Origin of the sequence: Chryseobacterium culicis, from assembly GCF_002979755.1 — a bacterium.
GTDB lineage: Bacteria > Bacteroidota > Bacteroidia > Flavobacteriales > Weeksellaceae > Chryseobacterium > Chryseobacterium culicis_A.
Genome location: NZ_PCPP01000001.1, coordinates 1,091,325 through 1,116,312, shown reverse-complemented (window position 1 = coordinate 1,116,312; position 24,988 = coordinate 1,091,325). Strand labels below are relative to the sequence as shown.

The window sequence follows — 24,988 nt, the reverse complement described above, 5'->3', positions numbered from 1 at the left end:
AAAGAATACAATGGATATAGTTGTTATCATTATCATTGGAGCCACATGTATTTTTAGTTACATGGGGTTCAATAATACAGCATTATTTGAAAAATATAAATTCAATGTTGGAGCTATTGCAAACCGTAAAGAATATGTAAGGCTTATCAGTTCTGCGTTTTTACATGCAGACTTTATGCACTTATTTTTTAATATGCTTTCCCTGTATTTTTTCCAGGGAGTAGTCATTAGCTTCTTTGGGGAAATAGGATTTTTAATTCTTTATTTCGGATCAATGATTCTTGGGAATTTATTCAGTTTACAGATTTATAAAAATCAGCCTTGGTATTCTGCGATAGGAGCATCAGGTGCGGTTTCGGGAATCATTTTTGCTTCCATTGCTATGGCACCCAATGAGATCAGCGTTAATTTCCTGCCTGGATGGTTATTTGGAACATTATATTTCGGATATTCAGTGTATATGATGCTGAACCCTAAGCAGTGGGATAACCTGGGCCATGCTGCTCACCTGGGAGGTGCTTTTTTTGGATTGGTTTACTCTATTGTCATGCATCCACAGCTGGCCATGAGTAATATTCTTTTCTTAGGAATCATGTCACTTCCGTTAATTTATTTAGGATATGAAATTTTTGTAAGGAAACGAATAGGATAAAAGACTATTTTTAATTAAAATATCAAAACCAATGAACACATCAGAGTTAAACAGTTTCATCGTGATACTTATCTATGGTTCATTGGTTTTGCTTTCTCTGCTGAAGCTGGCCAATCCTTTAAAAGTAAACCGAAAAGCTAATTTCTGGTTCGGAATATTTCTGTTTCTGTGGTCTACCTTTTGGCTGGATGAAGTTCTGTTTCTTATTACGGGCGCAACTATAGAGTTTCATTCTCTGTTTTTCGTGAGATGTATTCAGTTTTTTACCCCTATCGTTTTTTACCTCAGTGTGCTGTTTTACACCAATCCGTCTTTTAGCTTTACAACCAGAGATTTTAGATTTTTGTTACTTCCTGCAGCTTTTGTGCTGTGTCTTATCCTCGTAAAATCGGGTTATGAAAAGCCATTTGAATATCTGAGTGTTATTTTGATCCTGATTCAGGCTTTGTTTTATACGGCACTTTCTTATATTACCATCCGAAAACATCAGAAGAAGATTCAGCAGTTTTCATCCAATACAGAAGGAATCAACCTGAACTGGCTGGAATATATTATTCTGGTGCTTCTCATTGTGAATATTATCTATGTAATTTACAATCTTTTCTACGACCCCAAATCATTGAATTTCTTTATCAATGCAGTCTTTTTATCCGTTATTTACTGTGTGGGCTACTATTCTCTGAAGCAGAAGGAAATTTATCCTTTGGAAGAAAAACAGAGACAGGAGCTGATCTCTATTGATGAAGATTCTGATCCGGAAGAGACCAGAAGAAAACTTATTTCCGATGAAGAATTAATAAAGATTAAAACCTCATTGGAAGGTATTATGGAAACACAAAAACCTTACCTTGACAGCGAACTTAATCTGATCAGGCTGGCTGAAATGTTATCTGTTTCTACCCATCATCTGTCGTATGTGATCAATACAGGTTTTGGAAAAAATTTCTTCCAATATGTAAATGAATATAGAGTAGACTATGCTAAAAAGCTTCTGAAAGAACCGGACGGCAAATTATCCATTTTAGGAATTGCTTACGAATCCGGATTCAATTCCAAAACCTCTTTCAATACAACCTTTAAAAAAGTAACCGGACAAACCCCTTCTGAATTCAAAAAATAAGTTCCGGTTTATAAAGTTTTACTTTATTTTGTATTTAATTTTCTGATTTTTAAATAGTTAAAAATTTATTTTTAAAATTTTAAAATGGGTTCGCTCAGATAATTCTGAACATTAAAGCCTGCCTTTCATGATAGCTTTGTACCATAAAATTTAAATGTATGGATACCAAAGAATCATACGCTGTAGTCACAGGAGCAAGCCAGGGATTAGGCAAATCATTCGCAGAACAGCTGGCCAAAAAAAAGATCAATGTTATTCTTATAAGTCTTCCGGATCAGAACCTCAAAGAATTTTCAAGAGAGCTGGAAGAATACTATGAAATAAAAGTCCATTATTATGAAACGGATCTTTCTGTCAATGAAAATGTGATGAAACTTACGGAATGGCTTAATTGCTCTTTTGATATTCATATCCTGATTAATAATGCAGGGCTGGGCGGAACTAAAAAGTTCACAGAGGCTTCTTCGGATTATATCAACACTATATTGCAGGTGAATGTAGCAGCAACATCATTAATTACCCATCAGCTGCTTCCAAACCTTTTAAAACAACCCAAAGCCTATATTCTGAATGTTTCAAGTATGGCTGCATTTTCACCTATTGGTTTTAAGACTGTATATCCCGCATCCAAAAGCTTTATCCATTCATTTTCAAGAGGACTTCATGAAGAACTGAAAGATACCAACGTTTTTGTAAGTGTTGTAAATCCAGGCGCGATGAAAACGAATCAGGATGTATGTGAAAGAATAGAAAAGCAAGGTTTTATGGGGAGATTAACGCTTTTAAATCCTGATAAAGTAGCCTCATACTGTATCCGTCAATTGTTTAAGAAAGATTCCGTAATTATGGTGAATCCAATCAGCTGGCTGGTAATGAAAATATTACCCATATGGATTAAACTTCCCTTGATGACCCAGGCTATAAAAAGAGAGATTGAAGCATGAAAAAAATTGGTGTAACCGGAGCAACAGGTCTTCTGGGAACTAATGTTATCTTAAAATTATTACAAAATGGTTATTCTGTTACTGCTCTGGTGCGCAAGAAAAGCAGCTGGCTGGGCGAAGAAAATGAAAATCTGAAACTGGTGGAAGCTGATCTTTCGTCTGATATATCAGCACTTTTCACTGATGTCGACTGTATCATTCATATTGCGGCAGAAACACGCCAAAATCTCTTCAATTATGATGAATACAGGAAAGTGAACTATGAAATCGTTGTGAATCTCTTTACGCATGCAGAACTGATGAGAGTAAAAACGTTTTTGTTTGTAAGTACAGCGAATACTATAGGATTTGGAAATACTGCTTTCCTGGGAAGTGAAAATGCACCGCAGCTATATCCTTTTACCCATTCATTCTATGCTCAGAGTAAGCTGGAAGCAGAAGATTATCTTTTAAACAACCGCAAAAATACAGAGGTTGTCATTGTTAACCCAACCTTTATGATCGGAGCGTATGACAGCAAACCCAGTTCCGGAAAAATTATTTTCTGGGCATGGAAAAAGAAAGTAATATTTTATCCGAAAGGAGGCAAAAACTTTGTACACGCGGAAGATGCTGCCAACGGAATAGTAACGGCTATTGAAAAAGGGAGGAATGGTGAAAAATACCTTCTAGCCAATGAAAATTTAAGCTACCAAGAATTTTTTAAGAAAATAAACCGGATTACAAATCAAAATCCGGTGATGATAGCCATCCCCAACAGATTTTTAAGCTTTCTTGGATTCATTGGCGATGGCTTAAGAAATTTAAAAATAAAAACAAACCTCAGTACCTCCAATATGAAAGCCCTGCAGATCAGTAATTATTATTCTAATCGGAAATCAGTACAAGATCTGAATCTTCAATACCAGTCTACTGATAAAGCGATAGAAGATACTGTTCGGTATTTTATTGAAAATCCCGTTAATAATAAAAAAACCAGCTTTCAATAGCTGGTTTTATCAAATTATCTTGTTATTTTCTGAGTTACATTTTTGTTAGAAATAACACAGGCTTTGCTGCAGTTATTGGTACCTGAAATATTCACCTGTACCAATGCCGGCAATGATCTGTATTCTTCCTTATTGTAAGGAGCTTCAGTACCGTTGCTTCCACCTCCTTTAATATCATATTGTACCTGGGCAACTCCGGTGAATCCAGCCGCAGGTTTGAAAGAAAGCGCTCCGGTAGTTGGAAAATAGGTCCATGTTCCTTGGCTGCTGGTATAGACACCTCCTGTTATATTCGGGATTACGGCTCCGTTGTTATCCAAAAAGCGGAATGAATTAAAATCAAGGTTATTATAGGAAAGTGTTGGCGGATTTTGTCCGGCTGCTGAAGAATAAGCTGCATCATTAAGCAAAGGATAATAGATTGATTTTATCCCCGGGCAGCCAGCAAACAGATCATCTGTTACTTCGGCAGCATAAGGTCTTGTAACCCCTAAGTTTTTCAGTAAATGTATATTTTTTGCGGCACCGGTAGAAGCTGCAAACCCAATTCTGAAAGTAGAAGGGGCTGAAGTATCCAGCGTTCTCACCGTACTGTTGGATATCGTAGTCTCAGTATATTTCAGAGAAGTAGGGTAGTAATAATTATCAATCACTTTTTCTTTCACTGTTCCGTGCTGTATTTCCAGAGATATATTGTAACCTCCGGCAGGATTGGGAACCAGAGTGATATATGCTTTACGGAATCTTACATCATTTTCATTTAGAGGAATTGTAGTTCCTCCGCTTTCTATACTGAATTGTTGAAGAGCTGTATTTTTAACACCAATATATTTCCCAGTTGTAGTATCCAGATAAGCTGATCTGTTATTACTGGAAGGTAATGCATTGGTCGCTATGCTGTAAAGCAGTGGGTAACCATTGTATCCCGCAGGCTCAGCTGAAGACAGATATTGGTTTCCACGTTTACCTCTTAAAGAAACATTACTGCGCCCATCAGCTAATCCCACTCCAAATATTCCATTTCTAACTCTTTCCCCTTGGTTAAAGCTTGTTTTGAAATTTCCGAATTCATCCAGACCGATTCCCAGATATGCTCCTCTCAGTCCTTCCGTAGACTCGCCTCCACGTACAAAACTATATCCTAATCCTCCTCCAAAATATCCCAGATTAAGCTGGCTCTTAGGAATAGATCCATCCACTAAGAATATAGAAATACCGTCTCCTCCGTTGGTATTTCCTCCATAAATAGCAAATTCAAATTCGAATTTAATTCCCTGATCACTCTTGAATATTTTATCAGCAAGTATCACACCTCCTGAAATATTATTCACACTTCGGGTAAGCCTTAGCCCGTCCGTAGTAAAAGTTGCGTCATTCTGAACACCGCTGGTAGCCACTTTATAAGCTTCCTGAGGCTGTAATCCCTGGGTAAAATTGACAAAATACGGATAGCCCGTCCCTTGCTCATTCTGTGCCTGCATATTTTGTGAGAAAACAAATAAGGAAAGAATAAACAAAAACTTTTTGTACTGTACAATTGAAGTACTTTTTATCATAGCTCAATTATTTAACAACAAAAACAATATTGATAAATGAACAGTCTGTGGCTGCAGCTTTTACATCATAAGTCATCACACCGTCATCAGAAATTGAAATATTACTGAACACATTAGGATCAGCATCAGTTACATAATAGTAAAGATCTTTACTAGATGGGAAAAACGGGATTGAAGTTGGAGCACTGGTGCTTTTTGCTTTTGGAGATCCGAACTGGGTTTTATAAAGGGTATATAAATCTTTTGTTCGGCCAGTGGCATTGCTTGATGTATCAAAAGAAACACTGGGCATGTAAAACATTTTTACAGCATTGTTACTAATGCAAAGCCAATCAGGTTTTGTAGGGGTACCAATATTCTGGCTTAAGCATTTTTTATCCGTATCATAGATAAGAAGTGAGTTGGCTGGATTGGTAATGGCATCTCTTTTTGCTGTAGTAAGTCTTGGGATCAGCATTCCTTTATTTTGACTGTAAACATCCAGGATTGCACTTTCGTCAGGCATGGCTGTGTTAATCCCTACTTGGGCGAATGATAACGAACTTACTAAAACGATTGGTAGAAATAATTTTTTAATCATGATGTTCTTAATAATTTTTATCTGTGTATTTTATGTTTTTTTTGATGGTTATGTTTTTAGAAAAGTCCTTTCTGATGGCTTAATTCCGTAAGGAAAATAAGTGCCTCTAACAATTCATTTGATTCATGAAATGTCGAATGTCATAGCATGGCATGAGGAGACTTATACTCCAAAAGCCAATGTTACAAGTATGCCCATCCATGAGCATTCTATGTCAATCTGAAATAGTCGGAAAAATAAATTGAATTATGTAGCTGTAATAGCCATTAAATAAGTAAGATTCATATTCCCTCGTGTTTTATGCAAATGTACAAAGAAATATTGATAATATTATGTTTATAGAATTAATTCTAGTTTTTTCTTAATAATTAATAAGTTTTAATTTAAATTTTTACATAATTGATAAATCAATAATATTGTTTTTATTGTGTAAATTTTTATGTTTTATTAAGGAATTCTAAAAATTAAATTTATAAAAGTATTATTATTTTTGAAAACATTATAAACATCAAATTTCTTAGATAAAGAATTGAAAAAGAGCTTATTTTGAAAAATTTTCCAGTGCGTTTTCTAATTGATCAACGAAATTGATGTGTTTGGTCTTATTGCTTTCAAAAATGAAATCTTTCATGCTTTTACTTTCATATTTGCTAAAGTCACCTACAATAGCCAAACCTATACGATAGTTTGAGAATTTTTGGAGAATTTCTCCCGCTATTTTAGTCTTTAAATCGAAGAATTCAGGGGTAATGTTTTTTTCATAAAGAATAATTTTATCAAAACCCTGGTAATAGATATTTCCCATAAGATCCAGCCCATCCTGTGCGGATTGGATAATCATATCATCAGAAATTATTTCTGCGATTTTTATATTGTTGATTTCGTGTGATTGAATAGTCATGTTTACTGTATTGCTTTTTTTATATCATGTAAAAAGTTACCTAGTGGAAATGCTTCTCCCTGATTGGTAAGAGCAATAATACAGGTGTTATGCTGCAAGTCTCTCCAGAATAAAGCTTTAAAACCATTTAAACCACCGGTATGCATCGCTGAAATTTTCCCATTGTTATTCTCTATGAACCATGCGAATCCATAATCAGATATCTTGCCGTCAGATAATGGGAAAGTAGAATACATCGCCTGGGTATTTTCTTTATTAATCAAAGTATAATTTCGTAAAGCCTGATCAAATTTATAAAGATCTTCAGGAGTAGAGTAGATCCCACCGTCACCCGTTGTTAAAATCGAGTAGTCATCAGGTTTCTTCTCTTTATTATATCCTGAGGCTCTATTCTGAATAACCGTACCAGCTTCATATACATAGGTATGATGCATTTTTAAAGGAGTAATAATATGCTCATTGATAAACATACTGTAAGATTTCCCGGAAACCTTTTCAATAATACAGGAGAGAATTATATACCCGCTATTGCTGTACTTAAACTTGCTGTCGGGAGCAAAATCAAGATTTTTACTACTGAACAGCCAGTTAATCACCTCCTGATTGGTTAATTGCTTTTTAGAAAATAGGTTTTCATAATCCCTAATTCCTGAAGTATGATGCAAAAGCTGTCTGATGGTAATGTTTTTAGCATATTCAGGAAGTATAATAAACCGGGAAGCTTTGTCATCCAGTTTCAATAGGCCTTTTTGCTCCAGCATGAGAATAGCAGCAGCCGTGAAAGGTTTACTGAGAGATGCAATATAGAACGAAGTATTTTTATCTGCTTTCAGTCCTTTTTCAATATTGCGGAATCCCAGAGCCGTATCACAAACAATCTGGCCGTTTTTCATAATCAGAACAGAACCGTTGAATTCTCCTTTGCGGTAATATTCACTCACAATATCCTGAGGATGCTGTTTGCAGGATATCAGCTGTATAATCAGTGAAATAGTGATGAAGAAGTTCCATATCAAAGTTTTCATAGGTTAGGTTTATGGAAGCAAAATTACTTATTTCCTTCCATAAATAAACCTGTCATTTTCGGATAAATCCTTCAATAATTGAGCGTTAGAGAAATATTGATACAGTTCCAGGGTTTCAGGCCCCAGTTTCTGATTGATTTCTAAAAACAACAATCCTTCGTCTTTCAGATATTTTTTAGCATCTTCTGCAATCTTCCTGTAAAAGATCAAAGCATCAGCAGTAGGGGAGAAAAGAGCCATTTTAGGTTCAAATTCTTTCACGGAATCGGCAATTTCAATCTCCTCTTCAATCCCAATATAGGGAGGATTCGAAATAATAATATCATAACTTTCAGCCAGTTCAAAATTGAGATAATCGGCGTGAATGAAATTGATATCCAATTGGTGATATTCGGCATTCCTTTGAGCTGTTTCCAGTGCTTTTTCAGAAAAATCAATAGATGAAACATGAGCCCCGGGAAAATACTTCTTTAACACCAAAGGAATGATTCCGCTTCCGGTTCCTATGTCTAAAATCTTAAAATTTTGAACCTCAAACTTTAAAGATTGAATTTCTCTGATCGCCATCTCCAGCAATTCTTCCGTTTCAGGGCGGGGAATCAGTACATTTTCATTCACAAGGATTTTCATCCCATAGAATTCTGTTTCCCCCAATATTTGCTGATAAGGTCTTCCCGTTTTAAGTTCTGCAACGAGATCACAAAGTTTTTTTGCATCATCCATCAAAAGTTCCTGTTCGGAGGATCTTCTTTGCTGGAAATTATCGAAACCTACAATTTGATGAATGAATAAAGACGATAAAAACACACTTTCCGACTCAGTATAAAGGCCGGAAAGTTCTGTTTTGAAATATTTTTTAAATGCTGAAATTGTCATTTATCTTGTAAAAACCAGTTTTGTATCCGTTGACTTCTCTTCATCAATTCTGTACCCTTCATAATTAAAGGCTTTTACATCCTCCAATGTCTTGGCATTGGTTTCAGCACAGAATCTTACTACAAGACCTCTGGCATGCTTGGTATACACCACAATGGTTTTCAGTTTTCCTTCTTTTAATTCGTAAAAATCAAAATCTATTACAGTATGGTTCAGCTTCCTTCTGTCGATTACTTTTCCATACTCATTGCTGGCAAGGTGAAGGAGGATTTCTCCTTTTTTCATCTCAGAATTTAATTGTTCTGTGATTTTTTCTCTCCAGAATTCATACAGATTTTTGTATTGCTCAAATTCAAATGGACGTCCCATTTCCAGTCTGTAAAGCATAACTTTATCAGAAGGTTTCAGCAAACCATAAAGTCCGGAAAGCATTCTGTAGTTCTTCTGCAGGTAATCCACAGCATTTTTATCCAGCGTTTTGGCATCCAGCCCTCTATAAACCTCTCCTGTAAAAGCAAACATTGCAGGAGCAGATTCTTTTGCAGTAGGTTTAGATTTCCATTTTTGGTTTCTTTCCCAGTTTTCATCAGCCAGCTTGGATGATATTTCCATCAGTTCGGAAAGATATTTTGGTGATTTTTCTTTTAAATAAGATTGAATGAATGCTGCATCTTCAATGAATTTCGGAGTAGTGGTTCTCAACAGGTCTGTTGAATTTTCTACATTCATGAGTTTTGCAGGAGATGTTATAATTTTCATAATGTTAAAATACAGATAAGTGTTTAATATCCATAAAATTCATGATCATCATTGCTATAAAATCAATCATAAAATGACAGATCATCAGAATTTTAATATTTGAATAGCGTTTATAAAATATAGCAAACACAATTCCAATAAAGAAAGGCCCGAGAACCTGGCTTATGGTACCGTAAGTGCTGTGCAATATTCCAAATAAAACAGCTGAAATAATAATTCCTATTGCCGGATTGTTATACATTTTTTCAATCCTGGGCTGTAGGTAACCCCGCATCAGCAATTCTTCTACAATAGCCGCTGTAAGACAGGTAAAAATAATTAAAAAATAATTGTTTCTAAAAATGGGTATGAGATTAAGAAGCTTGGTACTTATTTTTTCTTCTATAACGAACATCATGAAGGTATTCAGAATGGCTCCCCCAAGAATGCAGATGAAATATAAGATGAGCGCTGCTTTACTATAAAATGCTGCCGAATATTTTTTTTCTTCTTTAAGTAAAAAAGTACCTTTCTCTACAAAAATGCTGTACAGAAACACTATAATGAGAATGACCCATAACAGAATCCTGCTGAGAAAAAAATGATCTGCAGTAATTTTACCCATTCCTGTTATCAAAGTGATCAGTGGATTGGAATAAAGCATTGCTGCAGCTAAAAGAATAAAAGTGAGTAAAATTCCTATAGAATACTTCCCATTAAAACCCATAATCCAACCTGTCAACTGTAAACTTTGAATCTGAAACTCTACTAAATAATTCCTTTTCCCTGACGGATAATCTCCGGTTCTCCTGAAGTAAGGTCTACAATAGTGGAAGCCACATTATCCCCGTACCCTGAATCAATGACAATGTCTACCAAATGATCATATTTTTCGGCAATAAGTTCAGGATCGGTAGAATATTCAATGATTTCATCATCATCTTTAATGGAAGTAGAAGCAATAGGGTGTCCCAGTTTTTCAACAATTAGCTGTGGAATGGGATGGTCAGGAACACGAATACCGATGGTCTTATGACCTTTGTAAGCTAAAGGTAAACTTTTATTCGCTTCAAGAATGAAAGTGAACGGTCCCGGAAGATGACTTTTCAGAAATCTGAAAACCGAAGTATCAATAGGTCTTGTAAAGTCGGAAAGATGGCTTAGATCATTACAGATAATTGAGAATTTTGACTTCTCAAGCTTCATTTTTTTGAGCTGAGCCAGTTTTTCCATGGCTTTTATATCAAAAATATTACAGCCTAAAGCATAAATCGTATCAGAAGGATAGATAATCAGCCCGCCATTTTTTAAAGTTTTAATAACCTCATTCACAAGATTTTCCTGTGGGTTGTCCGGATAAATTTTTAATATTTTTGCCATAAAACAAAGATACAAATAATAAAATAGTTTTCATAAAAGTCCTTTATTTAAAAGAAAAATTAGGATTTGTGAAAAATATTCGTACCTTTGCAATCCAATATCGCGGGATGGAGCAGTAGGTAGCTCGTCGGGCTCATAACCCGAAGGTCATCGGTTCGAGTCCGGTTCCCGCTACTAAACGAGAGAAGCAATATTATATTGCTTCTCTTTTTATTTATTATCCAGTCATTGCGAACAAAGTGAAGCAATCTCAGGTCAGAGTAATGCTAAGGTACTGGTTTTATATGAGGTGGAGTGCACCAGATTTTATTATTTAATCAATGAGGAGTACTTCCATTTTTGATATGCTTCTCTCATACAATGTCCGCAGGGACGATAGTTATTTTGTAAAGCTTCTTTTTCCTCTGTGAAGAAAATCCTGTTTTCTTTCTTCATTCTTTTTCCTGACCGGCAACTGAGTAATCCGTAGATTTTCAGTTTCATATTTCCCCCAAAACAAATTTCTCTGCAGTGTATTTTGCTTCTCAGGCTTTCAGGAGATATTTGAGAATGTTGAATCATAGCTTATGTATTGACGTAATATTTAATAATTAACTGATTGCATCATGGAAGATAATCCCCAAAGCATAGCGGCTTCCTTCTCTGATTTCACTTACTCCATGTTTCATAGTAACCCTGTAATATCCTTTGGTTCCTTTTTCTGGTTTAAATTGCGTTGTGAACATAAGGACATCTCCTTTTTTAGGCTTTAAAACAATAGCTTTTGACTGTGCTCTCGGAATCTGTTGGGTAAGCACAAACTCACCTCCTGTAAAATCTTTATCCGGTTCACTGAGCATTAACACGATTTGAATAGGAAAATATAAGTCTCCATATAAATCCTGATGCAGCGTATTAAATCCACCATTTCCATATTTTAAAATTAAGACGGTAGCTTTCTGCTGACCATTAGCATGACATTGATGTAAAAATTCCTGATGATTTAAGGGAAACTGAGTATCGATATGCAACGCTTTAAACCATGAATTGGCAATAGAGGCCAGATGGGGATAGATCGTTGAGCGTATGGTTTGAATAACTTCAGGTAATGGATAGTTAAAATATTTATATTCTCCCAGGCCGAAACGATGTCTGGCCATAACAACTGTTTTACGATAAAAAGAAGAGTGATCGTAGTTGGACTTTAATATTTCGCATTCATCTTCAGACAGTAGATCAGGAATAATGGCATACCCGTTTTGATGCATTGTTTCTGTAAGGTGCTGCCAGTCTGTGTTTTCGATTTTATGTATGATCTCTTTCATTGGTTTGATTTTATTCTGTAAAAATCTGGACTTGTTCAGGATGATACAATCCGAAACGTGCGGTATTTATGGAATATGAATGTGAGAAACCCTTATTAAATTTATCTGGACTATGGTTTTAATAATATTCTGGATGATATCACTGGTCCTGTTTAAGGCTACTTTTGCCGTGTTAATAAAAATATATATAACGATGAATTACATTATTAAAAAGGCAAGTCTTGAGGATCTTGATGAAACGGCTGAATTGTTCAATCTCTATCGTGTTTTTTACAGACAGGAATCGGATGTGGAAAAAGGAAAGGCTTTTCTCAAAGAACGGTTTTTAAACAGTGAGTCTGATATTTTTCTTGCAGTAGCCGATGGAAAAGCAGTAGGTTTTGTACAGCTTTACAAATTATTCCATTATACTCAATTACAAAAGCAATGGCTGTTAAGCGATCTGTTTGTTCATCCTGATTACAGAGGAAAAGGACTTTCTGTAGCATTAATTGATCGTAGTAAGCAGTGGTGCGAAGAAACAGATGCATGCGGGTTGATGCTTGAAACAGAAAAAACGAATGATATCGGAAACACTTTGTATCCGCGTTGTGGGTTTGAGTATGACGGACTGCATAACTACTACCAATGGTGGAAGTAAAGATAAAAGTAGTATTAGTTCTACAATTCTGAATATTTAATTCTACAGGTATTTTCAGCCAGCAGATGGCTATAATCCTATTTTTGTAAAGCTCTTACAGATCATGGGTAGGACAGTTGATCTGTAGAGTGTATGCAAAAAAATCTCTGCCAAATTTTCTACTTTTTCCCCAAGGGTTTTATGATTAGTACCACAAAACTGCTTTTTCCGGCGGAGATTTTTTGCTTTTGAATAAAAAAGAGAACTGCAAACTGCAGTTCTCTTTTTTTATTTTTAAATATGATTTAGATATTATTGTGCCAGTTGAGCGTAAGGAGTAAGCTTGTTGTCATCGGACATCGTCTGTCCTAAAAAGTCTCTTTTCTGATCCGCTTTCATTCTTCCTGCTGCATCATTTGCATTGAAATAAGCTTCATTTAATTTTGTAGCAATATCGGCAGGCTTAAATTCAAACTTTGTATCACCTTCAACCCCCAGATATCCATTCTTTCTTGTAAGGTTGGTGATATAATTGTTGTAATTGATCATGGTACCTCTCATCATATTGTTATGATATTCCATACATTTTTTAGCTTTCTTGGAAGAATTGTTCAGGATACAGTTTTTCATATTGTTTCTGTATAAAAACCATTCAGATTCTAAAATACCATATTCTTTACCTAACGCTATTTTTCCGTTGTTGACAATATTATTATCTCCTTCTTTAGTTGCAATAGTTTGAAGATGTTGAATTACCAATGGAACGGTAGCTTCGATTTTTGATTTCGTATCTTTTAGAATGCTGAGATCAGCAGCCGGAGAACCCTTCTTTTGTGCTGTAGTAACATTGAAAATAAGCAGTAATAGTACAATCAATAAATTATATCTTTTCATGAGAAATTTTTAAAGCACTAAAATAAATATAATTTCCCGGTTAAAACAAATACATTTTAATATTTATTTAATAAAATTTAACAAATCTCTAATGTATAGTATCCATTATTGTAAAAATGATGCGTTCGGGGTCTTTATCGAAGTGATTTTTGTAATTTAAATTGTTAATGTATAGTATTTCAGTTGCTTTTCGTTTAGTTATATGATGATGATCTAAGTATAATAAGAAAAGCAATGAAGCAAAAGAATAAAAAAACACTACTATAGTCATGATAGTAGTGTTTTTTTAAGAGTTATTTACTTGAAATAATGGGTGATTTTATCACTTTCAGGAACTACTTTAGAATCAAAGTACTCCAATAATTTTCCTTCCGGGCTGATCAGAAACTTATTGAAATTCCAGCTTATTTTCGCATCCATTACTCCGTTTTGAGATTTGTGGGTAAGATAATCAAATACAGGAGTGATTTTAGCACCTTTTACATCCACAGAAGTGGTAAGCGGAAAAGTTACTCCATAGTTCTTTTCACAGAAAGATTTGATTTCAACATTGTCGTGGAATTCCTGATCTGCAAAATTATCAGAAGGAAAGCCTACCACAACCAGTTTGTCACCATAATCTTTATACAGCTGTTCCAATCCTTTGTATTGAGGAGTGTAGCCACATTTGGATGCTGTATTTACAATAAGAATGTATTTCCCTTTGTACTCAGAAAAATCAATTTTTCCGCCGTCTATGGATTCAATTTTAAAATCATAAATGGACTTTGCAGGCTTTGGACCTGTAGTATCATCTGATGTAATAAATGATGAAAGGCTTATGATTCCTATAAGCACCATTCCGATAAAAAGTATTTTTTTCATTTAAAAAGATTTTAATATTAATTTATAAAACTTAGATTATTTACTGAATGTCATATTTCCTGTTTTTTACTTGATTATTTTACCGTTCTTCAAGCCATTGAAGAAAACGGGAAGCTTTGTCTTTGGTGACAAGAGGTTTTTCGGGAGTGGTAATTTTTAAACTAACCAGAAGTTTTCGTGAGAAATAATGTTCCACTTCAACAATGGCTGCAAAGTTAATCAGATATTGCCTGTTAATCCTAAAGAACTGAGTTCCTGAAACCAGTTGTCCTATCTCATCCAACGACTGAGAAATAGAATATTCTTTCTGATCAAGGGTCACCAGTACAGTATTTCCAAATTGGCTGTAAAAGCAGGCAATTCTGTCGACATGGATATTACTGTATTTATTGTTGGAAAAGACCAGGAAATTGGTTTTTCCTCTTCCCGTTGTCAGGTTATTCAGAATATCTTCCAGTTTCCGGTCGGGAGAAGGAGAATGCTGAAAGAAATTTTTAAGATTGTTGATCTTTTCAAAAGCCGACTGGATATCTTTTTTCTCAAAAGGTTTTAAAATATAATCGACTCCGTTACTTTTGAAGGCCTCTATAGCATATTCATCAAAAGCGGTACAGAAAATGACAGGAACTTTTATCCTGATCTGACTGAATATTTCAAAACAATTACCGTCTGCCAGCTGAATATCCATAAATATAACATCCGGAAGTTCAGAGCCAGAAAGATATTCAACGGCCATAGCAACGCTTTCAATATACTGTACTATGGTAGCCTCCGGCTGTACAGAAACGATCATTCGCCCCAGTGCCTTTGCGGTTTTTATCTCATCTTCTATTACTAAAACTTTCATCTACTATGGGTAATTTGACGGTGAAATTAGAATCATTCTGAAGTATAGTCAGCTCCTTTTCTGCAAAGTGCTTATAACGTTCTCTGATATTTTCAATTCCTATTCCTGCAGATTCCTGTGGAATATTCTTAGGCTGAAAATTGTTTTCAATGACAATATATTCGGAGTCACTGTATAATTTTATGATTAACGGATTTGCCAGTGATACAATATTATGCTTGATACAGTTTTCACACAGCAGCTGCAGCGTAAAAGGAGGAATATAGGAGTTTAATATCTCTTCCTGAATATCTATTTTAAATTCTATGCCATCTTCAAATCTTGAGGTCAGAAGAAAAACATAGGCATCCAATATGGCGAGTTCCTTTTTTAAGGGAATAAGATCCATTTTTCTGTTATCTAAAGTAAAACGGTAGAAATCCGCCAGTCTGACCACAAAATCACCCGAACTTTCATCTTTTATATCAATCATAGATTTCAAGGTATTGAGACTGTTGAATAAAAAATGAGGATTAATCTGCTGTTTCAGCAGTTCATATTGAGCATTCAGATTATCTGTCCGGATCTGTTCAAGCTCAAATTTAATCTGCTGAGAATTATAAGTCTGATACAAGAGATACAAAAACATATAAATGGTCAGATTGATCAGTACTCCCCGGAATTCATACATCAATACCATGGTGTTAAATCCATATTTCGGAAATATGATATGATGGATGAGTACTATTGCTGCCATCACCAGCACTCCGATGGATAGGCTGATCACCAGTTTTTTATTGAAAAATCGTGTTGATATATTCTGAATAGAAAATTTAGGCAGACTATAGATATTAAAATACCATACAAACAACGAGAATAAAAAAGAGATGGAAAAATCTATTGTAAGCTCTCCCAATGTAATATGCATACGGAGTATTTTGGGTACCGAAGCCAGAATCCCCATAAAAAGAGCACTAAATAGAATGATTCTCGGATCAATCCTGAATACCTTTCTTCCGTTGGTGTTTATATATTTTGCATAGATCATAAATAAAAATCAGGCAGTTAAGCTGTCACAAAGATACAAAAGCTAAATAACGGCACAGCAGCACATCCGTTATTTAGCACAGAGATTTTTATAAAAACACAAGATTAAGGCATAGCTGCTGCCATATTCTTTACAGGCACTGGCCAGACACCGCCGGGAACAGGAAATGAAACCCCTTTATTAGATCCCATAATCATATTATCCTGACCAAAACGGTAAAGAGGCCATCCTTTATAAGTAAGCTGTTTTCTTCCGAATACGGTAATAGATCCGAAAAGTGTTTTATCAAGTCCGGAAGGAACAACAATTTTATCTGTTTCATAAATTGGCCAGACTCCGTTATTTGAGAAATCAGAAGCTGTAAAATTGTTCTTATTTTGTTTGTCATTTTTAAAGGTGTACAATGTTACTCCTTTAGTATCTGTAAAATACAATGTTTTTCCTGTGCCTTCCGTATAAGTGGAAGTGTAGTTTTTCCCGTCATGTCCTACAAGTTGGGCATTGGTAAGCATAATGGTATAATCAGGTTTGGCAACGAACCAAACGCCTCCGATATTTTCGCCTCCGGTTTTCCCTGCATCTTCTTTTACATTGGTTCCGTTCACCAAAGGAGCATAATAGTAAAGAGGTCTTCCTTTGTAGGTTATCTGTTTTTTCCCTGAACCTGTTGTTATCGTAGTAAAATCAGAAAGCTCTAATCCGGCTCCCAGTTTTTCGGAAGAAAGGTTATCTATATTGAAGATGGGCCATACCGGTTCACATCCTCCGGTGCAATTGTTGGTGGCAGTAGCATCATTTGCAAAATAATAAAGGGTATGTCCTTCTTTATCGGTAAGAACACTGCCAAGACTTACATCATTCCTCAATTGAACCTCTTTAACAGCTGGATCGGAGGATTCATCCTGATTATCCTTCGAACAGGCAACAGAGGTGAAGAGCAGTAATGCTGCTGAAATGCATCCTGTTACCAGGCTTGAACTGAATGTGAATTTTTCCATTTTTTAATAGTTTTAATGAATATTATTTTTTTATATGTGATTTTAAAAATCCTGTGTTAAGGCATTATTGAAGGTTTCATACTCAGTATTGTACGGATTCTGTCTCTTCCGTCTGCGTTGACTTTCCTAAGTTCTTTCCCTTCGTATTTTTGATACAAAATCTCTGAGTTTTCTGAAAAAGGCTCCTTACTTTTAACAATTTCTACAGACAGCAAATGATTGGGAATTTTTGCTCCGTACCAATAGGGATCTTCTTTCTGCGACCAGGTAATAAGGGCCAGTATTCTTTCTTTATGATTATCATTTTCCGGATGATCTTTCAACTCATCAATAGCGGAATCATTGCCGTAAAGAGTCATCATGGTCTGTTTTTTATGATTGATTGAAGAGGTTACCACCTTTAAGTTCATCGCATTAAAATCAAAACTTTCAGGAAGGGATGCATTTTCATTCACGGCTTCGTATTCTTTTTTGGAACCACAGCTCACAATAAATAGGCATAGTAGTAAATAAACGATCAGATTTTTCATAGCTTAATGGTTAATAGGAGAGGTGAATACAAAATCATTGTCTTTCATGGGACGGTGGCAGCTGATACATTCGTTGGCAAAATCGGCTGTTTTTCCATAAGGTTCAAGTTTGGGAGATAAAAACCTTGCCCATCCCCATCCTTTTGTTGATGCAAATTTTTTAGAATCCTTTATCATATATTCCACCTGTTTAAAAGCTCCGGTTGTGACATTGCCATCACTGTCTATGATCTGTTCCCACGCTACTTTCGCGAATATGGTTCCGTCAGGCCATGGATTGGTCTTATGTTCTTTGGTGGCCTTCACAGCAATATCATTTCCGAATATGATACGCATTGTCCCGTTATCCAGCCTTTCTGTAGAACTTATGGGTTTCCAGTTTTTATAATCAGGAATATAGCTGATCCCGTTCAATGCAGTGGGTAATTGCGGTTTGGGTGCGACAGTATGGATTGTATTAATTTGCTGCAGCTGTTTGTTGTAAGCGGAAACTTTTGCGGTATCAGGCTTTTGCTTTGGAGCAAGAGAAGTCACATAGTTTTTCAGGATACGGATATCATTTTCAGAAAGCTTGGCTTCCGGATGAAGCAATTCGTAGCTTTTAAGAGGCATCGCTTTCAGGTTAATCTGATTAAAAGCTTCCCAAAGTTTTGCATTTTGTGCCGGAGAAGCCAGTTGATCCCATTCAGAAAAGTTCAGACCTTCTTTTCCTTTTTTGATATGATCTGTTACAAGCCAGTATGCCGGAGCAACCTGGTCAAACCATTTCAAATCTGTCTGATTGGAATGGCAGTCGAAACATGAACGCTGCAGTATCGCTCTTACATCACTGGGAACATGAATCTCGCCTGTTATTGGCTTTTGCTTAATTTCAGGTCTGTAAAACTGAATTCCAATAAAAACAGCCAGTACAATAACCAGAATATTTTTTGTTTTTACTTTTTCCCAAAAACGGTTCATATCTCTTTGTTTTTTGTTCAAATTTCAGGACTTTTTGGGGGATGTTTTTCTGAAAATTTGATCAATCGGACAAATTTTACTTTGAATCTGACAATTGTGATTATGAATTTTTTTGAGGCTTTGTAATCTTATTTTAAATCATAAAGTCTTTTAGGTTTACTAGGCTTATCATCCATATCAAGTTTCTAAAAATCGGGATAGCTTCACTTATGTATTCCTTAGGTCAATTAACCTTTTGATATTAATTGTGTTTTTTCAGTGTAAAATAGCAATGTTATTACATGATTTTCTATAGAGTAGCCAGTGAATATTCCTATTCAGTTAAAATTTAATAAATTTTAACTATTTTTATTTGTTTGATTTTCAATGTATTATGTTTTTAATAGGTTTATCACTAAAAAAATAGTTGTTTGAGTCGATTTTATTTCTACATTTGTATAACTAATTTATTAGTGATATAGAATTGACAGGTTTTATATCATTATAATTGATAAATGAACAGGATATGAAAATTCAGACTCTAACAAAAGCAGAAGAACAGGTAATGCAGTATTTATGGAAAATAGAAAAAGGCTTCCTAAAGGATGTTCTTGATCTTTTTCCGGAACCGAAACCGCATACCAATACCGTTTCTACCATTTTAAAAGTATTGAAGGACAAAGAATTTGTAGATTATCGTGTACATGGAAGACAGCATGAGTATTTTCCGCTTGTTTCAAAAGAACAGTATTCCGGGAAAACGATGAAAAGTCTTGTAAAGAATTATTTTAAAGGTTCTTACAAAAGTGCCGTTTCGTTTCTGGTAGAAAAAAATGAAATGACAGTAGAAGATTTGGAAATGTTATTAGATGAACTCAAAAAGAAAGATTAATACCTATGGAAGCAATACTTTTATACTTTGGGAAAATTATTTTATGTTCAGGTGTAACGTTTTTGTACTATCAATTGTCTTTAAAAGACAAGACATTCCATCATTATAACAGGTTTTATCTGTTGGCAGCAATTGTGATGTCACTCTTACTGCCACTCATCAGAGTAGACGATTTTACGATAGAGGTTAATAATGATGTTTACATGCTTCTTAGTAAGATTCAGAATTTTAATACAGAAAAAAACATAGACAATGGTAACCTTTATTTTAACATTATTTTTTCAACTCTGGGACTGGTTTCTCTCTATTTTTTAGGAAAACTGTTGTATGGGATTTTCAAAATCCAGCAGTTTAAAAACCAATTTCAGAAAGAAAGTTTTGACGGGATCAACTTTTACCGTACAGACCTTACCGAAGCTCCATTTTCCTACTTTAAAAACCTGTTCTGGAAGAATACAATCACCTTGAATTCTGATGTCGGAAAGCAGATTTTAAAGCACGAGATGGTACATATTGAACAGAAGCATTCTTTTGATAAGATCTTTATCGAGATTATTACCTCTGTTTTCTGGTTCAACCCGTTTTTTCATATCATCAAAAAAGAAATTAATCTAATCCACGAATACCTGGCTGATAAAAAAGCCGTAAAACAATCGGACACCAAAGCATTTGCGCAGATGCTTTTAACAAGCCACTTTTCCGGAACACAGTTGCCTGTTGCCAGTCCGTTTCTAAGTTCAAACCTTAAAAAAAGACTTAAGATGTTACAAAAACCTAAAACCAAGTTCGGATATGCGCGAAGAATTCTTGCATTGCCAGTTGTATTTACAATAGCTTTTGCTTATCTGGTAAATGCAAAGAACAGAGAAATTGAGGAAACCAATCTTTCTATGAAAAAAGTAGTTTCAGAAATCAAGAAAGATACTCTAAGACCTGAAAAATCTGGTCAGGAAAAAATTGCAGAATTGAAACCTATATCACCAGAAGATCATACAAAATTATCCGGGCTGGAAAAAAAGCTGAAAGAAAAAGAGAAAGAGCTGGAAGGTCTGGAACCTGAAAGTGATGCTTTCAGTGATAAAATTGAAGAAATAAGTACTCTGGCATCAGAGATAGGAGAGATCACAGCCAATGTTGAAGTTGATAAATATTTCAACTCTGTTGAGTGGAAGAATCAAATGAAGGCGCTTGAAAATATGGATCCTCTTGATAAAAAAGAGCTTCGAAAAATAAAAAGAGCGGCAAAAAAAGCGGGAAGAGAGGCTGCAAAAATAGGAAAAATAGTAGTTCCTCCTACGCCTCCTACAGAGCCAAGAGAACCCAAAGTAGTTTATTTTAAAAATAACAATACCGTTTACTATAAGGATCTGAGCTCTAAAGAAAAAGAGGAAGTACGCAAAGCAATGGCAGAAGCCAGAAATGCAATGAAAGAAGCAACTAAGGCCAGAGTAGAAGGAGAAAAAGCACGTGTAGAAAGTGACAGAGCAAGAGCTGAAGGAGATAGAATAAGAGTACAGACCGAAAGAATCAGGATTGATGCAGACCGAATCAGAAAAGATGTTGAAAAAGCCCGCGCAGAAGCAGAGAAAAGATCATTCAGTTTCAGAGATGGTGCTTTTATCAAAGTTACGAATGGTTCACCAGATGTTCTTGTAATGAATGCAGATTTTATTAAAAAAGACGGCAATGGAAATATTGCGATGAACGGAGTCAAAAAGTTTAAGATAAACAGCAATGACGACGTAAAATACAAATATTATATTGATGGGAGAGAAGTCTCTAAGGATGATGTAAATTCATTAGATACAAGTAATATATCGAAAGTCAATGTCAACACCCAGAAAAAAGGAGACTTTAAGGAGGGAGAAGTAAGAATCGAAACAAAGAAATAAAAGTTCCATCAGGCTTTGTCAATTTTAGATAGGCAAAGCCTTTTTAATCATACACTATGAAAAGTAAAATCCTATTTTTTATGCTTTTGGGAGTACTTGCCAGTGCCCAGGTCAACAGGTTCTTCTATGAATATAAGTTTATTCCGGATTCCAATAACAAGCAGGAAGTAAAGACGGAAATGATGCTGCTGGATATTGATAAAAATGGATCAAGCTATTACAGCCGCGATAAATTTGTTGCAGATTCTATCGGAAAAGCTGAGCTTGAAAAACAATTAAAAGCCGGAGGCGGAAATATCAGTGTGAACAGAAGAGAAAGACCCGGACAGGTTTCTTATAAAGTAACCAAACAATACCCGGATTTTAAAACCTATCTTTTCAAAAACGTTTCTACAGATAAGTATAAAATAAAAGAAGATCAAAAACCGGAATGGAAAATATTACCTGAAAAACAAAAAATCGGAACTTACCAGACTCAAAAAGCTGTTACCAGTTTTGGAGGTAGAGAATGGACTGCATGGTTTACAACAGATCTTCCTTTCCAGGATGGACCTTACGTATTCTACGGACTTCCAGGATTAATCGTAAAGCTTGAAGACGCTACTGGTTCTCATATTATGACGATGATAGGAAACAAAACAATCGGTGCTCAGGCTGATGAAACCGAAATGCAGCTTCCTGATAATGTAAGAGTTTTGGGAATAGGCGGAAAAGAACTTGAAGTCACAAAAGATCAGTTCAGAAAAGTATGGAAAGCTTATGTAAATGATCCTGCCAAGAATATGAGAGAAATGATGATGAAAAGCGGAGATGGCACGAAGGTAAGCTTTAAGGTGAGAACAGGAGATGGAAAAGAAATTTCAGACCCTAACCAGGTATTCAGAGAGATAGAAAAAAATACCAAAGAGGCTCTAAAAAAAGATAACAATCCGATAGAACCGGATCTGGTGAATTAAAAATTATATATTTTCTAATATCTGCAGGATGGCATTTTTTGTCATCCTGTTTTTTATTTGGGGAAAAGAAATCAAGGGAAAAGTGACAAATATCAATTCATTATGTTATGATATATTTATTATCTTCAAGGAACAATAAGTAATAACAATCAACGTTATATCTCATGACAGAAAAGGAAAAATGTGCAGCCGGGCTTTTATACAATGCCAACTATGATCAGGAATTAATTCAGGAACGGATAAGATGTAAAGATTTGTGTCAGGAATATAACGGATTGAAAAATTCTGATGCAGAAAACAGATACCAATTACTCAAAAAAATAATCGGCAGTATTAAAGAAAATATCTGCATAGAACCCAACTTCTGGTGTGATTACGGATACAACATAACCGTTGGAGAGAATTTCTATGCCAATCATAATCTTGTTATTTTAGATTGTGCTAAAGTAGAGTTTGGTGATAACGTGTTCATCGGTCCAAACTGTAGTTTTTATACAGCAGGTCACCCACTTGATGTAAAACAAAGGAATGAAGGACTGGAGTATGCGCATCCCATCAAAGTGTGGGATAATGTATGGTTGGGAGGTAATGTTGTTGTTCTCCCGGGAGTTTCTATTGGAAGTAACTCGGTGATTGGGGCAGGAAGTGTTGTCACAAAAGATATTCCGGATCATGTAGTAGCAGTAGGAAATCCTTGTAGGATTGTAAAAAATATTTCTGCAGAAAATTAAAAACTATATCAAACTAACCATGAAAAAAATGTTCATTCTATTCAGCCTTATGTTGGCTGCATTCACCAGTGCCCAGAATCAAAGATTTATTTACGAGTATAAATTTATTATCGACTCTACTGCGAAGGATAAGCAGGAAAGCGAAACAATGTATCTTGAAGTGAATTCAAAAGGATCTAAATTTTACAGTAAAGATTATTTTGTATCAGACTCCACGATGCAGGCTATTGTTGCGAAAGATACTCAAAGTTTGAATATCAATCTTGGTAATTTTAAGTTTAAAGGGAAAATACGTTATAACATTGAAAAAATGTATCCTGAATATTCTACCAATTTCTTTACCACTCTAGGTTCTGATGAATACCAGATACAGGAAAAGAGAATGCAGAATTGGAAGATGCTTCCGGAAAAAGAAAAAGTAGGAGAATTTAATACACAGAAGGCCATTTGTGATTTTGCTGGCAGAAAATGGACAGCATGGTTTACTACTGATCTTCCTATTCAGGACGGGCCATACAAATTTTATGGACTTCCGGGATTGATTGTAAAGGTTGAAGACAATACCCATTCTCATTCCTTCGAATTAAAAGGCAGTCAAAAACTTCCAGCCGGATACGAATGGAAAAGCACCAAAGATAAAGAACGTTATCGTACTCTTATTGTGATCAATGAAGCAAAATTTAAAAAAGCTTTTAATGATTATCGTATGGACCCGATGAAAAACCAAAAACAAATGCTGGCACAAGGGACGATCATTGAAATGAGAGACAGTACAGGAAAAATACTGGATCCTATACAGGCGAGCAGAGATCAGGAAGCTAGAGCGAAAGCCAATATTAAAAAACAAAATAATATTCTTGAACTGGATCTGCTGAAATAAGTTTATGCATTAAAAAATAAAAACCCGGAAATATTGTTCCGGGTTTTATTATATCTGAATAAGGGTCAGTGATTATGCTAATTTCTGAGAATCTGCAATAAACTGAGCCAATCCGCTGTCTGTTAATGGGTGCTTCAATAAGCTCAAGATCGGAGGAAGTGGAGAGGTAATAACATCAGCTCCGATTTTAGCACAGTCAATAATGTGCATTGAGTGACGGATAGAAGCCGCTAAAATTTCAGTTTCGAACATGTAGTTATCAAAAATTAATCTGATTTCCTGAATAAGGTTCAGACCGTCTGTAGAAATATCATCTAATCTTCCTAGGAATGGAGATACATAAGTTGCTCCTGCTTTTGCTGCCAAAAGAGCCTGCCCCGGAGAGAAGATCAAAGTACAGTTTGTTCTGATTCCTTTGTCAGAAAAATATTTTAAAGCTTTGATTCCGTCTTTGATCATCGGAATTTTTACAACGATATTAGGGTGAATAGCAGCCAATTCGTCTCCTTCCTTAATCATTTCTTCATACGTTGTAGAAAGAACTTCCGCAGAAATATCTCCGTCTACAAGCTCGCAGATCGTTTTATAATGGTTTCTGATCGCTTCAGCTCCCTGAATACCTTCCTTAGCCATTAATGATGGGTTAGTGGTTACCCCATCTAAAATTCCAAGATCTCTGGCTTCTTTGATTTGCTCTAAATTAGCTGTGTCAATAAAAAATTTCATTTTGATAAATAGATTTATTGATACAAAGATAGGGAATTAATTGGGTTCTGAGATATGAATTTTGAGTTACGAGGTTCGGGTTTTCGGGTGGGAGAGTGAGAGGGTTTGAGGGTAAGCGGGTTTGGATG

At 35.3% G+C, this 24,988-nt stretch carries 28 protein-coding genes and 1 tRNA gene; 11 read left to right on the top strand and 18 right to left on the bottom strand.

The features are described 5' to 3' along the window. The first annotated feature begins 10 nt into the window (after window positions 1-10). The 4 genes from CQ022_RS05250 to CQ022_RS05235 all read left to right on the top strand — a co-directional run bounded on the left by CQ022_RS05250 (window position 11) and on the right by CQ022_RS05235 (window position 3,705). A complete protein-coding gene (locus CQ022_RS05250; RefSeq protein ID WP_105682027.1) occupies window positions 11-652 on the top strand; it encodes a rhomboid family intramembrane serine protease in 642 nt (213 codons plus the stop codon). Between the two features lie 31 nt (window positions 653-683). After that, window positions 684-1,772, top strand: coding sequence for a helix-turn-helix domain-containing protein (locus CQ022_RS05245; protein ID WP_105682028.1), 1,089 nt, complete (start codon window positions 684-686; stop codon window positions 1,770-1,772). A gap of 158 nt (window positions 1,773-1,930) precedes the next feature. Next, entirely contained in the window at window positions 1,931-2,716 is a 786-nt protein-coding gene (locus CQ022_RS05240; RefSeq protein WP_105682029.1) for an SDR family NAD(P)-dependent oxidoreductase, read from the top strand. Beyond that, window positions 2,713-3,705, top strand: a complete 993-nt coding sequence (locus tag CQ022_RS05235) for an NAD-dependent epimerase/dehydratase family protein (RefSeq protein WP_105682030.1) — start codon at window positions 2,713-2,715, stop codon at window positions 3,703-3,705. Before CQ022_RS05240 ends, CQ022_RS05235 begins: the two co-directional genes overlap by 4 nt. Before the next feature lie 14 nt (window positions 3,706-3,719). On the opposite strand, the gene CQ022_RS05230 is transcribed toward CQ022_RS05235, so the two are convergent. From CQ022_RS05230 to CQ022_RS05195, 8 genes are all read right to left on the bottom strand, one after another. Continuing rightward, window positions 3,720-5,261: a lectin-like domain-containing protein gene (locus tag CQ022_RS05230; RefSeq protein WP_228421600.1), complete on the bottom strand. Its 1,542-nt coding sequence runs from the start codon at window positions 5,259-5,261 to the stop codon at window positions 3,720-3,722. Between the two features lie 7 nt (window positions 5,262-5,268). Then, on the bottom strand, window positions 5,269-5,841 hold the full coding sequence (locus CQ022_RS05225; protein ID WP_105682031.1) for a hypothetical protein: 573 nt from the start codon (window positions 5,839-5,841) through the stop codon (window positions 5,269-5,271). Window positions 5,842-6,382: 541 nt separating this feature from the next. Next, window positions 6,383-6,742 carry a DUF4180 domain-containing protein gene (locus tag CQ022_RS05220; RefSeq protein ID WP_105682032.1) on the bottom strand — a complete coding sequence of 120 codons (360 nt, stop codon included), beginning with the start codon at window positions 6,740-6,742 and terminating at the stop codon, window positions 6,383-6,385. A gap of 2 nt (window positions 6,743-6,744) precedes the next feature. After that, a complete protein-coding gene (locus tag CQ022_RS05215) occupies window positions 6,745-7,767 on the bottom strand; it encodes a serine hydrolase domain-containing protein (RefSeq protein ID WP_105682033.1) in 1,023 nt (340 codons plus the stop codon). Window positions 7,768-7,794: 27 nt separating this feature from the next. Next, window positions 7,795-8,643, bottom strand: coding sequence for a peptide chain release factor N(5)-glutamine methyltransferase (gene prmC / locus CQ022_RS05210; RefSeq protein WP_105682034.1), 849 nt, complete (start codon window positions 8,641-8,643; stop codon window positions 7,795-7,797). After that, the gene (gene yaaA, locus CQ022_RS05205; protein ID WP_105682035.1) at window positions 8,644-9,402 is read right to left on the bottom strand and encodes a peroxide stress protein YaaA; all 759 of its coding nucleotides are present in this window, start codon (window positions 9,400-9,402) and stop codon (window positions 8,644-8,646) included. It abuts the gene before it with no gap. A gap of 4 nt (window positions 9,403-9,406) precedes the next feature. After that, complete coding sequence (locus CQ022_RS05200; protein WP_123864382.1) at window positions 9,407-10,123, bottom strand: CPBP family intramembrane glutamic endopeptidase; 717 nt, start codon at window positions 10,121-10,123, stop codon at window positions 9,407-9,409. Window positions 10,124-10,149: 26 nt separating this feature from the next. Next, window positions 10,150-10,761, bottom strand: a complete 612-nt coding sequence (locus tag CQ022_RS05195) for an L-threonylcarbamoyladenylate synthase (RefSeq protein ID WP_047385367.1) — start codon at window positions 10,759-10,761, stop codon at window positions 10,150-10,152. Between the two features lie 101 nt (window positions 10,762-10,862). Between CQ022_RS05195 and CQ022_RS05190 the strand changes: the two genes are divergently transcribed. Next, a tRNA-Met gene (locus CQ022_RS05190) sits at window positions 10,863-10,935 on the top strand. Window positions 10,936-11,070: 135 nt separating this feature from the next. Here the strand turns inward: CQ022_RS05190 and CQ022_RS05185 are convergent. Then, window positions 11,071-11,322 carry an Ada metal-binding domain-containing protein gene (locus CQ022_RS05185; RefSeq protein WP_105682037.1) on the bottom strand — a complete coding sequence of 84 codons (252 nt, stop codon included), beginning with the start codon at window positions 11,320-11,322 and terminating at the stop codon, window positions 11,071-11,073. 29 nt (window positions 11,323-11,351) lie between these two features. Then, the gene (locus CQ022_RS05180; protein ID WP_105682038.1) at window positions 11,352-12,065 is read right to left on the bottom strand and encodes a 2OG-Fe(II) oxygenase; all 714 of its coding nucleotides are present in this window, start codon (window positions 12,063-12,065) and stop codon (window positions 11,352-11,354) included. Window positions 12,066-12,258: 193 nt separating this feature from the next. On the opposite strand from CQ022_RS05180, the gene CQ022_RS05175 reads away from it, so the two are divergent. Beyond that, window positions 12,259-12,705 carry a GNAT family N-acetyltransferase gene (locus CQ022_RS05175; protein ID WP_105682039.1) on the top strand — a complete coding sequence of 149 codons (447 nt, stop codon included), beginning with the start codon at window positions 12,259-12,261 and terminating at the stop codon, window positions 12,703-12,705. Between the two features lie 291 nt (window positions 12,706-12,996). On the opposite strand, the gene CQ022_RS05170 is transcribed toward CQ022_RS05175, so the two are convergent. The 7 genes from CQ022_RS05170 to CQ022_RS05140 form a co-directional block, all read right to left on the bottom strand. Continuing rightward, on the bottom strand, window positions 12,997-13,578 hold the full coding sequence (locus tag CQ022_RS05170) for a hypothetical protein (RefSeq protein WP_105682040.1): 582 nt from the start codon (window positions 13,576-13,578) through the stop codon (window positions 12,997-12,999). Between the two features lie 297 nt (window positions 13,579-13,875). Further along, complete coding sequence (locus tag CQ022_RS05165; RefSeq protein WP_105682041.1) at window positions 13,876-14,442, bottom strand: glutathione peroxidase; 567 nt, start codon at window positions 14,440-14,442, stop codon at window positions 13,876-13,878. A 79-nt stretch (window positions 14,443-14,521) separates the two neighbouring features. Beyond that, window positions 14,522-15,289, bottom strand: a complete 768-nt coding sequence (locus tag CQ022_RS05160; RefSeq protein ID WP_105682042.1) for a LytR/AlgR family response regulator transcription factor — start codon at window positions 15,287-15,289, stop codon at window positions 14,522-14,524. Continuing rightward, window positions 15,264-16,316, bottom strand: a complete 1,053-nt coding sequence (locus CQ022_RS05155) for a sensor histidine kinase (protein ID WP_105682043.1) — start codon at window positions 16,314-16,316, stop codon at window positions 15,264-15,266. Before CQ022_RS05155 ends, CQ022_RS05160 begins: the two co-directional genes overlap by 26 nt. 104 nt (window positions 16,317-16,420) lie before the next feature. Then, window positions 16,421-17,314, bottom strand: a complete 894-nt coding sequence (locus tag CQ022_RS05150; protein WP_105682044.1) for a hypothetical protein — start codon at window positions 17,312-17,314, stop codon at window positions 16,421-16,423. A gap of 56 nt (window positions 17,315-17,370) precedes the next feature. Next, window positions 17,371-17,844 (bottom strand): hypothetical protein, encoded by a 474-nt coding sequence (locus tag CQ022_RS05145; protein ID WP_105682045.1) that lies wholly within the window; start codon window positions 17,842-17,844, stop codon window positions 17,371-17,373. A 3-nt stretch (window positions 17,845-17,847) separates the two neighbouring features. Beyond that, window positions 17,848-18,825: a heme-binding domain-containing protein gene (locus CQ022_RS05140; RefSeq protein WP_228421602.1), complete on the bottom strand. Its 978-nt coding sequence runs from the start codon at window positions 18,823-18,825 to the stop codon at window positions 17,848-17,850. 484 nt (window positions 18,826-19,309) lie between these two features. Here CQ022_RS05140 and CQ022_RS05135 point away from each other — a divergent pair, with 484 nt between their 5' ends. From CQ022_RS05135 to CQ022_RS05115, 5 genes are all read left to right on the top strand, one after another. After that, window positions 19,310-19,675 (top strand): BlaI/MecI/CopY family transcriptional regulator, encoded by a 366-nt coding sequence (locus CQ022_RS05135; protein WP_041461463.1) that lies wholly within the window; start codon window positions 19,310-19,312, stop codon window positions 19,673-19,675. 5 nt (window positions 19,676-19,680) lie between these two features. Continuing rightward, window positions 19,681-21,567, top strand: a complete 1,887-nt coding sequence (locus tag CQ022_RS05130) for a M56 family metallopeptidase (RefSeq protein WP_105682047.1) — start codon at window positions 19,681-19,683, stop codon at window positions 21,565-21,567. A 56-nt stretch (window positions 21,568-21,623) separates the two neighbouring features. Continuing rightward, window positions 21,624-22,523, top strand: coding sequence for a GLPGLI family protein (locus CQ022_RS05125; RefSeq protein WP_105682048.1), 900 nt, complete (start codon window positions 21,624-21,626; stop codon window positions 22,521-22,523). A gap of 164 nt (window positions 22,524-22,687) precedes the next feature. Further along, on the top strand, window positions 22,688-23,254 hold the full coding sequence (locus tag CQ022_RS05120) for a sugar O-acetyltransferase (RefSeq protein ID WP_105682049.1): 567 nt from the start codon (window positions 22,688-22,690) through the stop codon (window positions 23,252-23,254). Window positions 23,255-23,273: 19 nt separating this feature from the next. Continuing rightward, a complete protein-coding gene (locus CQ022_RS05115; RefSeq protein ID WP_105682050.1) occupies window positions 23,274-24,134 on the top strand; it encodes a GLPGLI family protein in 861 nt (286 codons plus the stop codon). 72 nt (window positions 24,135-24,206) lie between these two features. Here the strand turns inward: CQ022_RS05115 and fsa are convergent, their stop codons facing one another. Beyond that, window positions 24,207-24,860 (bottom strand): fructose-6-phosphate aldolase, encoded by a 654-nt coding sequence (fsa, locus tag CQ022_RS05110; RefSeq protein ID WP_076597548.1) that lies wholly within the window; start codon window positions 24,858-24,860, stop codon window positions 24,207-24,209. Window positions 24,861-24,988 lie beyond the last annotated feature (128 nt).

Excerpts from the sequence above, each read along its gene's own strand:
- CQ022_RS05170 (WP_105682040.1), bottom strand. The coding sequence starts at position 13,578 with ATGAAAAGATATAATTTATTGATTGTACTATTACTGCTTATTTTCAAT.
- CQ022_RS05235 (WP_105682030.1), top strand. The coding sequence starts at position 2,713 with ATGAAAAAAATTGGTGTAACCGGAGCAACAGGTCTTCTGGGAACTAAT.
- CQ022_RS05215 (WP_105682033.1), bottom strand. The coding sequence starts at position 7,767 with ATGAAAACTTTGATATGGAACTTCTTCATCACTATTTCACTGATTATA.
- CQ022_RS05115 (WP_105682050.1), top strand. The coding sequence starts at position 23,274 with ATGAAAAAAATGTTCATTCTATTCAGCCTTATGTTGGCTGCATTCACC.
- CQ022_RS05195 (WP_047385367.1), bottom strand. The coding sequence starts at position 10,761 with ATGGCAAAAATATTAAAAATTTATCCGGACAACCCACAGGAAAATCTT.
- CQ022_RS05165 (WP_105682041.1), bottom strand. The coding sequence starts at position 14,442 with ATGAAAAAAATACTTTTTATCGGAATGGTGCTTATAGGAATCATAAGC.
- fsa (WP_076597548.1), bottom strand. The coding sequence starts at position 24,860 with ATGAAATTTTTTATTGACACAGCTAATTTAGAGCAAATCAAAGAAGCC.
- CQ022_RS05175 (WP_105682039.1), top strand. The coding sequence starts at position 12,259 with ATGAATTACATTATTAAAAAGGCAAGTCTTGAGGATCTTGATGAAACG.
- CQ022_RS05120 (WP_105682049.1), top strand. The coding sequence starts at position 22,688 with ATGACAGAAAAGGAAAAATGTGCAGCCGGGCTTTTATACAATGCCAAC.
- yaaA (WP_105682035.1), bottom strand. The coding sequence starts at position 9,402 with ATGAAAATTATAACATCTCCTGCAAAACTCATGAATGTAGAAAATTCA.
- CQ022_RS05145 (WP_105682045.1), bottom strand. The coding sequence starts at position 17,844 with ATGAAAAATCTGATCGTTTATTTACTACTATGCCTATTTATTGTGAGC.
- CQ022_RS05180 (WP_105682038.1), bottom strand. The coding sequence starts at position 12,065 with ATGAAAGAGATCATACATAAAATCGAAAACACAGACTGGCAGCACCTT.
- CQ022_RS05250 (WP_105682027.1), top strand. The coding sequence starts at position 11 with ATGGATATAGTTGTTATCATTATCATTGGAGCCACATGTATTTTTAGT.
- CQ022_RS05135 (WP_041461463.1), top strand. The coding sequence starts at position 19,310 with ATGAAAATTCAGACTCTAACAAAAGCAGAAGAACAGGTAATGCAGTAT.
- CQ022_RS05245 (WP_105682028.1), top strand. The coding sequence starts at position 684 with ATGAACACATCAGAGTTAAACAGTTTCATCGTGATACTTATCTATGGT.
- CQ022_RS05150 (WP_105682044.1), bottom strand. The coding sequence starts at position 17,314 with ATGGAAAAATTCACATTCAGTTCAAGCCTGGTAACAGGATGCATTTCA.
- CQ022_RS05230 (WP_228421600.1), bottom strand. The coding sequence starts at position 5,261 with ATGATAAAAAGTACTTCAATTGTACAGTACAAAAAGTTTTTGTTTATT.
- CQ022_RS05130 (WP_105682047.1), top strand. The coding sequence starts at position 19,681 with ATGGAAGCAATACTTTTATACTTTGGGAAAATTATTTTATGTTCAGGT.
- CQ022_RS05240 (WP_105682029.1), top strand. The coding sequence starts at position 1,931 with ATGGATACCAAAGAATCATACGCTGTAGTCACAGGAGCAAGCCAGGGA.
- CQ022_RS05155 (WP_105682043.1), bottom strand. The coding sequence starts at position 16,316 with ATGATCTATGCAAAATATATAAACACCAACGGAAGAAAGGTATTCAGG.
- prmC (WP_105682034.1), bottom strand. The coding sequence starts at position 8,643 with ATGACAATTTCAGCATTTAAAAAATATTTCAAAACAGAACTTTCCGGC.
- CQ022_RS05125 (WP_105682048.1), top strand. The coding sequence starts at position 21,624 with ATGAAAAGTAAAATCCTATTTTTTATGCTTTTGGGAGTACTTGCCAGT.
- CQ022_RS05185 (WP_105682037.1), bottom strand. The coding sequence starts at position 11,322 with ATGATTCAACATTCTCAAATATCTCCTGAAAGCCTGAGAAGCAAAATA.
- CQ022_RS05220 (WP_105682032.1), bottom strand. The coding sequence starts at position 6,742 with ATGACTATTCAATCACACGAAATCAACAATATAAAAATCGCAGAAATA.
- CQ022_RS05225 (WP_105682031.1), bottom strand. The coding sequence starts at position 5,841 with ATGATTAAAAAATTATTTCTACCAATCGTTTTAGTAAGTTCGTTATCA.
- CQ022_RS05160 (WP_105682042.1), bottom strand. The coding sequence starts at position 15,289 with ATGAAAGTTTTAGTAATAGAAGATGAGATAAAAACCGCAAAGGCACTG.